Source organism: Streptomyces sp. ID05-39B (genome assembly GCF_033794725.1).
Lineage (GTDB): Bacteria > Actinomycetota > Actinomycetes > Streptomycetales > Streptomycetaceae > Streptomyces > Streptomyces bobili.
On sequence record NZ_JARGEF010000273.1, the window covers coordinates 1 to 9,969 of the forward strand.

A 9,969-nucleotide genomic window follows, 5' to 3' on the forward strand; every position below is an offset into this window, starting at 1 on the left:
CGGACGCTTCCTTTGTACTCACCCGAGAGACTCTCTCAGGCTTTCCTCCGGGCGCTTCCCTTCGGTCTTGCGTTTCCGACTCTATCAGACCGTTTCCGGATCCGATTTCCTCGGTGCTTTCCAGGTTCCCGCTTTTCTTTCGCGGTTTCCTTTCCGGCGGTTCCGACTCTATCAGATCCTTTCGGCGCTGATTCCCCGTCAGAGGGGGGTTGCCTTCCCGGCTGTTGGGCCGTTCCGACGTCTCAAACCTTAGCGGATCCTCCCCGGCAAGCGCTAATCGAGCTGCCGGGCCCAAATCGAATTGAATTCGGGCACGCCGAATTACAACCCCGCTGGGAGATCTTGCTTTGGTATGAGTGCCGCTACTGCGGCGGACGCTACCGCAGAACCGTTACGGCTCCGCGGCAACCCGAAGAACTCTACGGACCGGGCTAGGGCGTGTCAAGCAGCCCTGTCAAGATCTTTTAGTCCAGGTCGGTGAGGCGCCCGCCGGCGTCCGGCTGGGCGTGCTCCACCCGGCGCAACAGCCTGGTCAGGACGTCACCGAGGGCCGTGCGGTCGTCGGCGGAGAGGTCCTGGAGCAGATCCTCCTCGAAGACCGTCGCCATTCGCATCGCCTCGAGCCACTTCTCCCGGCCCTCGGTCGTCAGCTCCACGATCACCCGCACTCGGTTGGTCTCGTCCCGCTTCCGGGTCACCAGACCTTCCGTGACCATGCGGTCGATCCTGTGGGTCATTGCGGCCGGCGTCAGACCGAGCCGCTTGGCCAGGTCGCTGGGTCCCATCCGGTAGGGGGCACCGGAGAGGACGAGGGCCTTGAGGACCTCCCAGTCGGCGCTGCTGATGCCGAGCGCGGCGGTCTGGCGGCCGTAGGCGACGTTCATGCGGCGGTTCAGGCGGGAGAGCGCCGAGACGATCTTCTCGACCTGGGGGTCGAGGTCCTGGAATTCGCGCTGGTAGGCGGCGATCTGCTCTTCGAGGGTCGGCTCGCCGCCGATGCCTGTGCTGCCGGGGTCGCCCATGGGCGCCAGTATCGCACGCGGCTCGTTCGCGTTGAAGTTCTTCGAGGTGTACTGTTTAGCTTTGAAATTTACCTTCGAAGTCTTCGGTTCTAAGAACTGAGACTGACCAACTACCTGAGAGAGGTGAACGTGACCAGGGCCATGGGCGCAGCGATGCGCCGGATCCACGTGGGCAACGCACTCAGCGCGTTCGGGCTCGGCTTCACCGTCCCCTACCTGTACGTCTATGTGGCGCAGGTGCGTGGGCTCGGTGCCATGACGGCGGGGCTCGTCCTCGCCGTGTTCGCCGTGGCCGCGCTGATCGTGCTGCCGTTCGCCGGCCGGGCGATCGTGCGGCGCGGCCCGTTGCCGGTGCTGATCGTCGCCCTGGTCACCGCCGCGCTGGGCGCACTGAGCCTGGGGCTGGCCGGTAACGCCACCGCCGTACTGGCCGCCGCTGCCGCGCTGGGGGCCGGGCAGGCCGTGATGCAGCCGGCGCTCGCCACGATGATCGTGGACTGCTCCACCGCGGAGACGCGGTCGCGGGCGTTCGCGACGCAGTTCTTTCTCCAGAATCTGGGGCTCGGGGTCGGTGGGCTCATCGGCGGGCATCTGGTCGACGCCACGCGGGTGTCCTCCTTCACGCTGCTGTTCGCAATCGAGGCGGCGATGTTCCTGCTGCTGGCCGTGGTGATCGCCGGTGTGCGGATGCCGCACGCTCCGCGCGTGGAGGGTGCGCCGCGCGGGTCCGTGAAGGGCGGCTGGAAGCAGATGCTCGGCAACCGGGCCATGGTGCAGCTGTCCGTGCTGGGCTTCGTGCTGTTCTTCGCCTGCTACGGGCAGTTCGAGTCCGGGCTCAGTGCGTACGGCGTCGAGGCCGCCGGCATCTCGACGTCCGCGCTCGGGACCGCACTCGCCGCCAACACCGCGGTGATCGTCGTCGCGCAGTTCGCGGTGCTGAGGTTCGTCGAGCGGCAGAAGCGGTCGCGGGTGATCGCGGCTGTGGGGCTGATCTGGGCCCTGGCATGGGCCGTGGCCGGGTACGCCGGGCTCGGGAACGGCAGTCAGGAGATGGCGACGGCCGCCTTCGTGTCGACGTACGCGCTGTTCGGGCTGGGCGAGGCGATGTTGTCGCCGACGGTGGCGCCGCTGGTGGCCGATCTGGCGCCGGCCGGGCTCGCCGGGCAGTACAACTCGGCGTTCGCGCTGGTCAAGCAGTTGGCGCTGGCGGTCGGGCCGGCCGTGGGCGGGCCGATGGGGGCCTCGCTGCATGCCCCGTACGTGGTGACGTTCTTGGTGTTCTCGCTGGGGATCACGGTGCTCGCGCTGCGGCTGGGGCGGCAGCTCACCGTCGTGCAGGATCAGCCGTGGGTGGCGCGCAGGCGGGTGGTGGCCCGGGGTGGGGTCGCTGTGGAGCCGGTTGCCGCTCAGGCGTGAAGCAGGGGGTGGAGGCGGCCGTCGCCGGAAGGCGACGGCCGCCTTTTCATGCCGTCGGGGGGTGGCTGTCAGCGGTGGGCTGTCACCAGGGCGGCGGTGAAGGGGAAGGTCGTCGTGTCGGCGGGAAGGGCTGCGCGGATGGTGTCGGCGGCGCGGGTGAGGGCTTCCTCGCCCGCGGTGTCGGTGATCGTCTGACCCCAGGGGATCGCGGAGAGGTGGCCGCGGACGTAGTCCTGAAGTGGAGGGAGGGTGACGGGGAAGGTGAGCTCTCGGCCGGTCGGCTGTCGGAAGCCGGCGCGGTCGAGGGCCGCGGTGAGGCGGTCGGCACTGTGGAAGGCAGCCCGGAAGACCTCTGCCGCCTCCGGGTCGCCGTACTGCTCGACGGCCGCGAGCTGGGCGACGAAATAGGGGGAGGCTTCGAGGTTCGACCAGACGGTGGCGGCGAAGCGGCCTCCGGGGCGCAGGACGCGGGCCGTCTCCCGCAGGGCCGCGTCGAGATCGGGGAAGAACTGGGCGCCCTGCTGGCAGAGGACCGCGTCGAATGCCGCGTCCGGGTAGGGGAGGTCGTCGGCGGGGGCGGGGGTGAACTCGATGTCGGGGTAGAGGCGCGGGTGGCGGTCCACGGCGACCTTGAGCATCGCCTCGTTGGCGTCGGCTCCGGCGACGCGGCCGGTGGGTCCGGCCTGTGCGGCGGCGGCGCGGGCCGCGAAGCCGGTGCCGCACGCGAGGTCGAGGACGGTGGCGCCGGGGTAGAGGTCCGCGGCGTCCACGAGTGCGGTCACGAAAGGCGCCATGATGGGCGCGACGTAGTGTTCGTAGCGCTCGGGGGCGCTTCCCTTGAGGTGAAAGCCCGTTGCGTCTGCCATGGGGAGCTACTAGCACCGGGAGGCGCGTTCGCCTAGGTGGCGCGCGCCAGGGAATGGGTGTTCGAGGCCTGTTTCAGTCGGTGGGCTTGGGCAGGACGAACTCGCACCAGACTGCTTTTCCGCCGCCCGGGGTGCGTCTGCTGCCCCAGCTGGTGGCGATCGTGGCGACGATGGCGATGCCGCGGCCCGACTCGTCGGCGGGCTCGGCGCGGCGGCGCCGCGGCAGGTGGTCGTCTCCGTCGGTGACCTCGATGATCAGGCGGCGGTCGGTGCGGCGCAGGCGCAGGCGCATGGGCGGAATGCCGTGCTGGAGGGAGTTCGCGACGAGTTCGCTGGCGGCGAGGACGCCCAGGTCGTGCAGCTCGGCGGGGAAGCGCCAGCTGGTGAGGACCCCGGAGGCGAAGGCCCGCGCGCGGGGGGCCGCTTCGACGCCGCCGAGCAGTTCCAGGGCCGCGTTGCGGAACAGTTCGCCGTCGGGGCCGGTGCGAGCGGGGTGCTGAAGGACCAGGACGGCCACGTCGTCGTCGTGGTCGGCGGTGACGCCGGCCGAGCGGACCAGGCGGTCGCAGACCACTTGGGGGGTGCCGGTGGCACCGGCCAGAGCGCGCTCCAGGGCGGCGATGCCCTCGTCGAGGTCCTCGTTGCGCCGCTCGACCAGGCCGTCGGTGTAGAGGACGGCGGTGGAGCCGGGGCCCAGCGGGATCGAGCCGGAGGCGTGCATCCAGCCGCCGGTGCCGAGCGGCGGGCCGGTGGGTTCGTCGGCACGCAGGACGGTGCCGCTCTCGTCGCGGACCAGGATCGGCAGGTGGCCCGCGGAGGCGTACACCAGCCGTCCCTCGTTGGGGTCGTGGATGGCGTAGACGCAGGTGGCGATCTGGTTGGCGTCGATCTCCATGGCGAGGCCGTCGAGGAGCTGGAGGATCTCGTGCGGCGGGAGGTCGAGGCGGGCGTAGGCGCGGACGGCCGTGCGGAGCTGGCCCATGACGGCTGCCGCTCGGACGCCGCGGCCCATGACGTCGCCGATGACGAGGGCGGTGCGGCCGCCACCGAGGGTGATGACGTCGTACCAGTCGCCGCCGACGGCCGCCTCGGTGCCGCCGGGGTGGTAGGTGGCGGCGATGCGCAGGTCGTCGGGTTCTTCCAGCTCCTGGGGGAGCAGGGAGCGCTGGAGGGTGACGGCGGTCTCCCGCTGGCGGCGCTCGCTGGCTCTGAGGCGCTCGGCGGCTTCGGCGTGGTCGGTGACATCGGTGGCGAACACCAGTACGGCGCTCTCGCCGTGGTTCTCCGGGACCGGGGTGCAGGTGAAGGTGTAGGAGCGGCCGTCGGGGGCCTTGCGGGACTTCAGGGTGCGGGGCTTGCCGCTGCGCTGGGCCTGGTCGAGGAGCGGCATCAGGCCGAGTTCGTGCAGCTCGGGAAGTGCCTCGGCGGCCGGTTCGCCGATGAGGCGTACGCCGAAGGCCGCCGTGTAGGCGTCGTTGACGTAGGCGAGGCGGTGGTCGGGGCCGTGGACGAGTGCGACGAGGGCCGGGACGCGGTCGAGGACCTCGCGGGCCGGGAGTTCGTCGACGGCGGGCACCGGGGGCGGCTCGTCGGTGAGTTGTTCGACGCGGGCCGCGGGTACTGAGCCGGGGCCGGAGCCCTCGCTCCGCCGGTCCGTGGTGGTGACCGGGTGCTCCGCTCGCGCGACGGCGGCGCGGCGCTGCGTTCCGGGGAGCCGGGCGCTCCAGCGCGTGAAGTTCACGAATCCTTGCCTCGTGTAGTCGTCGACGGCCGGCTCCGGGCCCGGCCTGGGCTCAGGGCCGCGCGGCGGTGGCCGCACATTGTTACAGCACCCCGGGTGTGGAGCGCGGGGGGACAGCCTCGTGGTTCGGCAGCGGTGGGTGGTGGCCCGCCGGGGGCTCAGGAGGGGCGATGAGCAGGGAGCAGTCTGGCAGGGCGGCCGCCGTCCGGGCCGACATTCTTCAGACGTGGGGGCGGCCGGTGGAGTTCCTGGATCGGGTCAGGACGACCCCTTCGGGTCGCCGGAAGACTCGTCAGAAGGCTTTCCACCGGCAGCGAGTTCGAACTCCGCGCGGGGATGTTCGAGAGATCCGAGCGAGACGATCTCCCGTTTGAAGAGTCCCGACAGCGTCCATTCCGCGAGGACGCGCGCCTTGCGGTTGAAGGTGGGGACCCGGCTGAGGTGGTAGGCCCGGTGCATGAACCAGGCCGGGTAGCCCTTCAGCTTGCGCCCGTAGACGTGCGCGACGCCCTTGTGCAGCCCGAGGGAGGCGACCGAGCCGACGTATTTGTGCGCGTACGTCTGCAGGGGCTCGCCGCGCAGGGAGCGGGCGATGTTGTCGCCGAGGAGCTTGGCCTGCCGTACGGCGTGCTGGGCGTTGGGGGCGGTGTCCGTGCCGGGCCGGGCTGCGGTGACGTCGGGGACGGCGGCGGCGTCCCCGGCCGCCCACGCGTGCGTGACGCCCTCGATGGTCAGCTGGGGGGTGCACTTGAGGCGGCCGCGCTCGGTGAGCGGCAGGTCGCTGGCGGCGAGCACCGGGTGGGGTTTGACGCCGGCGGTCCACACGACCGTACGGGTGGGGAAGCGGGCCCCGTCGCTGAGGACGGCGACGCGGTCCGCGCACGACTCCAGGCGGGTGCCGAGGCGGACGTCGATGTTGCGGCGGCGCAGTTCGCTGACGGTGTAGCGGCCCATGTCCTCGCCGACCTCGGGGAGGATCCGGTCGGAGGCCTCGACGAGGATCCACTTCAGGTCCTCGGGTGTGACGTTGTGGTAGTAGCGGGTGGTGTAGCGGGCCATGTCCTCCAGCTCGCCGAGCGCCTCCACGCCGGCGAAGCCGCCGCCGACGAAGACGAAGGTGAGGGCCGCGTCGCGGATCGCGGGGTCGCGGGTGGAGGAGGCGATGTCCATCTGTTCGATGACGTGGTTGCGCAGGCCGATGGCCTCTTCGACGGTCTTGAAACCGATGGCGAAGTCGGCGAGCCCCGGGATGGGCAGCGTGCGGGAGACCGAGCCGGGCGCCAGGACCAGTTCGTCGTACGTCAGCTGCTGGGGGCCCGTGCCCTCCTCGCCGGTGGCGAGGGTGGTCAGGGTGGCGGTGCGCTTGGCGTGGTCGACGGCGGTGACCTCGCCGACGACGATCCGGCAGTGCGGCAGGACGCGGCGCAGCGGTACGACGACGTGCCGCGGGGAGACGGCGCCCGCGGCCGCCTCGGGCAGGAACGGCTGGTACGTCATGTACGGGTCGGGTGTGACCACCGTGATCTCGGCTTCGCCCCGGCCCAGTTCCTGTTTCAGCTGCCGCTGGAGCCGTAGGGCCGTGTACATCCCGACGTAGCCACCGCCGACAACGAGAATGCGCGCACGTTCCTTCACCATCCCATGACGCACCCGGCGCCGGAGTTTGTCCACAGCCCCGACAATTTGTGTGACCGCGGGCCGGGCGGAGGCGGGGGCGGCCGAACCACCGGCGTGGACGGTAGGCGTGCAGGTCAGAGGGTACGCGCCGGGGTGCGGGAAGGGGCATTATCGGGACGTATGCGTCCCGTACTCCGATCGGGGGGCGCTCCGTGCGGAACCTGCCCCTTCTGAATTGACTCCCTCTCAACTATGTTCGTGTGTCGACGGGGTGCAGGGGGAAGCGCTCGTCGGATCCGCGAGGTGCTGCCGACGGCAGGGCCTCGTCCGCGGGTCCGGGTCGGTTGTCCCCTGTTCCATGCGCCCCGTGCTTTCCATGGCGGGGAGAGTCTCCGGGGGGAGACGTCATTACCGGGGGAACATTCATGCACATTCAGGACACGCATTGGTCGTCCGCGTCCACGCTTGGACCGGGCGGCATGGTAGGCGCGGCGGCGGGCAACGGACGCGGGGACACCTCGCGGTCCACGCCACTGCGCGTGGACGCACAGCGCAATCTGGAACACGTACTGCGTGCGGCGCGCGAGGTCTTCGGCGAGCTGGGATACGGCGCGCCGATGGAGGACGTGGCGCGGCGCGCCCGGGTCGGTGTCGGCACGGTGTACCGGCGCTTTCCCAGCAAGGACGTCCTGGTCCGGCGGATAGCCGAGGAGGAGACCTCCCGGCTGACCGACCAGGCACGGACCGCGCTGGGCCAGGAGGACGAGCCGTGGTCGGCGCTGTCGCGCTTCCTGCGCACGTCGGTGGCCTCCGGCGCCGGGCGGCTGCTGCCGCCGCAGGTGCTGAAGGTCGGCGTCGCGGAGGAGGGCTCCGCCGTCGACGAGGTGCGGGTTCCGCAGCAGCGGAGCCAGCCGGGCGGCGGCGAGCTGCGGCTGGTCGCCGACGAGGGCTTGCAGGCCGTCGTCGACGACACGGGGGCCGCGGCCCTGCTCGAGGTCGTGGGCCAGCTCGTCGACCGGGCACGGGCGGCTGGTGAGCTGCGGCCGGACGTCTCGGTCTCGGACGTCCTGCTGGTCATCGCCACCGCGGCGCCTTCCCTGCCGGACCCGGCCCACCAGGCGGCGGCTTCGTCCCGCCTCCTGGACATCCTGTTGGACGGGCTGCGGTCTCGGCCGGCTTCTTAGCCGGTCGGTTTGCCGGCCGGCCGGTTTGCCGGCCGGTCGGTCTCGGGCTGTCGCTCGTGGGCTGCCGCTTGGGCCGTCGGTCTTGACCGATCGTCCTGGGCTGTCGCTCTCGTCCGCTAGGTCGACACTGGGCTGCCGGTCTTGACCGATCGGCGCTGGCCGGTCGGCCTCAGGTGGGAGGGCGGGGCGCGAGGCGTTTCATGGCTTCGCGTGACAGGTCCGCCCGGTTGCGAAGTCGGACGGTGGCCGTTCCCGAGCGGCGGGTCGTTGGCCGGTTTCTGGGGGGGCTCACCCGGTTCATTGGGGGGAGCCCCCACCTCCTTGAGTGCGGGCGGGTGACCCCCTGGGGGATTCTCGTTCCGGGCGTGGCCGTCGGCCGGCGAGGGCGTGGCCGTCAGCGGGGTGTGGGTGGCTACTCGAAAAGGTGACGCGGGTGTCTCCGGACCGGGCTGGGGCCCCTCTCCCCTCGACCGTCGGTGCATTCCACGCATATCGACCTCAGGCGTCAACCGGGCCCCACGGACGGCCAGTTGAACCTTCCCCGTCCGAGCGAATTTCGGTGCCGAGCGGAGGCAGGTCCCCACGGACGACTGGATGCCCCCTCCCGCGGGGTTCTGAACAAAAGCCAATATGGCACTCTGACCCGTTGGCAGGGACTGGTTCGGCAGGCGGCGGGGGCTTTCCGGGATGAGCGTTGACGGCAGGGACGAGTCACTGGGCGACGGTGACGCGGAGGCCGGTGGCCGGTTTTCACCGCAGGTGCCCAGCCAGGGCGGGCGCGCGGGCGTCCCACAGGGCGGCGACCCCGCCCTGGGTGATGGCGGTGTCCCGGTCGAGAACAGCGTCCCGGCGCAGCGCGACCGGCGCGAGGACAGCGTCCTGCCGCCGCTGCGCGAGGTGCCGCCGGCCGACCCCGGCCTGATCGCCCGGATGCGTTCCGGCGACGACACGGCGTACGAGGAGCTGTACCGGCGCCACGCCGACGCCGTGCGCCGTTACGCGCGCACCTGCTGCCGGGACGCCCACACCGCCGACGACCTCACCGCGGAGGTCTTCGCCCGCATGCTCCAGGCGGTGCGCCGCGGTTCCGGCCCCGAGCACGCCGTACGCGCCTACCTGCTCACCTCCGTACGCCGGGTCGCCGCGGGCTGGACGCAGTCCGCGAAGCGTGAGCAGCTCGTCGACGACTTCGCGTTGTTCGCCGCGCACGCCTCCCGTTCCTCCGAGGTGTCCGACGACGACACCCTCGACCTCGGGGCCGACGTACTGGCCATGCACGAGGCCGAGCAGTCCATGGCCATGCAGGCCTTCCGCTCACTGCCGGAGCGCTGGCAGGCCGTGCTGTGGCACACCGAGGTCGAGGACGGGTCGCCGAGTGAGGTGGCCACGCTGTTCGGCCTCGATGCCAACGGCACGCGCGTGCTCGCCAGCCGGGCCCGCGAGGGCCTCAAGCAGGCCTATCTCCAGGCCCACGTCAGCGCGACCCTGACCAGCGACGAGGAGTGCGCCCGCTACGCCGACCAGCTCGGCACCTACGCCCGCCGCCGGCTGCGCACCCGCGCCGAGCGGGGGTTGCGCAAGCATCTGGACGAGTGTGCCAAGTGCCGGCTGGCCGCCCTGCAGATCGAGGAGGTCGCCAGCGGCATCCCCGCCGTGGTGCCCATCGCGGTCATCGGCTGGTTCGGTGCCGCCGGGTACGCCAAGGCCGCCGCGCTCATCGCCGGTGGTGCCGGAGCCGGGGCGGCGGGCGCCGCGGGCGCGGCGGCGAGCGGCGGGACGGGCGGGTCGAGCGCCGGCGGCGCGGCCGCCTCGGAGGGCCTGGGCGCGCCGGTGAAGGGCGGTATCGCGGCCGGTGTGGTCGTGGTGGCCGCCGCCGTGGTGGCGCTCGCCCTGGTCGGCGACGACAGCCCGGCCGACCAGCCGGTGGCCAAGCCGTCGGCGTCCGCGCCGGTCGTGCTGCCGGAGGAACCGGTGGCCGCGCCCACCCCCACACCCGAGCAACCCGACCCGCTGCCGCCGGCGGTCGTCCCGGACGACCACAGCCGGACCCCGTCGGCGTACACCGAGAAGACGACCTTGCCGAGCTTCATCGTCATGTCGTCGACGCCGGCCACGGCGTCGTA

Annotated in this window: 6 protein-coding genes and 1 pseudogene; 3 read left to right on the top strand and 4 right to left on the bottom strand. The window is 71.7% G+C overall.

The genetic code is table 11. The annotated features are described in order from the left end of the window. Nucleotides 1-464: 464 nt before the first annotated feature. Nucleotides 465-1,022, bottom strand: coding sequence for a MarR family transcriptional regulator (locus P1P75_RS35560; RefSeq protein WP_319263284.1), 558 nt, complete (start codon nt 1,020-1,022; stop codon nt 465-467). 129 nt (nt 1,023-1,151) lie between these two features. Here P1P75_RS35560 and P1P75_RS35565 point away from each other — a divergent pair, with 129 nt between their 5' ends. Continuing rightward, entirely contained in the window at nt 1,152-2,438 is a 1,287-nt protein-coding gene (locus P1P75_RS35565) for an MFS transporter (protein ID WP_319263294.1), read from the top strand. 68 nt (nt 2,439-2,506) lie between these two features. On the opposite strand, the gene P1P75_RS35570 is transcribed toward P1P75_RS35565, so the two are convergent. The 3 genes from P1P75_RS35570 to P1P75_RS35580 all read right to left on the bottom strand — a co-directional run bounded on the left by P1P75_RS35570 (nt 2,507) and on the right by P1P75_RS35580 (nt 6,683). Next, nucleotides 2,507-3,304 (bottom strand): methyltransferase domain-containing protein, encoded by a 798-nt coding sequence (locus P1P75_RS35570; RefSeq protein WP_319263285.1) that lies wholly within the window; start codon nt 3,302-3,304, stop codon nt 2,507-2,509. Nucleotides 3,305-3,377: 73 nt separating this feature from the next. After that, a complete protein-coding gene (locus P1P75_RS35575; protein WP_319263287.1) occupies nt 3,378-5,045 on the bottom strand; it encodes a SpoIIE family protein phosphatase in 1,668 nt (555 codons plus the stop codon). A gap of 258 nt (nt 5,046-5,303) precedes the next feature. Continuing rightward, nucleotides 5,304-6,683: an NAD(P)/FAD-dependent oxidoreductase gene (locus tag P1P75_RS35580; RefSeq protein WP_319263288.1), complete on the bottom strand. Its 1,380-nt coding sequence runs from the start codon at nt 6,681-6,683 to the stop codon at nt 5,304-5,306. 404 nt (nt 6,684-7,087) lie between these two features. On the opposite strand from P1P75_RS35580, the gene P1P75_RS35585 reads away from it, so the two are divergent. Both P1P75_RS35585 and P1P75_RS35590 read left to right on the top strand, forming a co-directional pair. After that, nucleotides 7,088-7,846 carry a helix-turn-helix domain-containing protein gene (locus P1P75_RS35585; protein WP_319263290.1) on the top strand — a complete coding sequence of 253 codons (759 nt, stop codon included), beginning with the start codon at nt 7,088-7,090 and terminating at the stop codon, nt 7,844-7,846. A gap of 687 nt (nt 7,847-8,533) precedes the next feature. Further along, nucleotides 8,534-9,868 (top strand): annotated as a pseudogene (locus tag P1P75_RS35590) (RNA polymerase sigma factor); the annotation flags it as partial. Between the last annotated feature and the right edge of the window lie 101 nt (nt 9,869-9,969).

Bases quoted from the DNA above. Each gene is read 5' to 3' on its own strand.
- P1P75_RS35570 (WP_319263285.1), bottom strand. From the start codon at position 3,304: ATGGCAGACGCAACGGGCTTTCACCTCAAGGGAAGCGCCCCCGAGCGC.
- P1P75_RS35560 (WP_319263284.1), bottom strand. From the start codon at position 1,022: ATGGGCGACCCCGGCAGCACAGGCATCGGCGGCGAGCCGACCCTCGAA.
- P1P75_RS35580 (WP_319263288.1), bottom strand. From the start codon at position 6,683: ATGGTGAAGGAACGTGCGCGCATTCTCGTTGTCGGCGGTGGCTACGTC.
- P1P75_RS35585 (WP_319263290.1), top strand. From the start codon at position 7,088: ATGCACATTCAGGACACGCATTGGTCGTCCGCGTCCACGCTTGGACCG.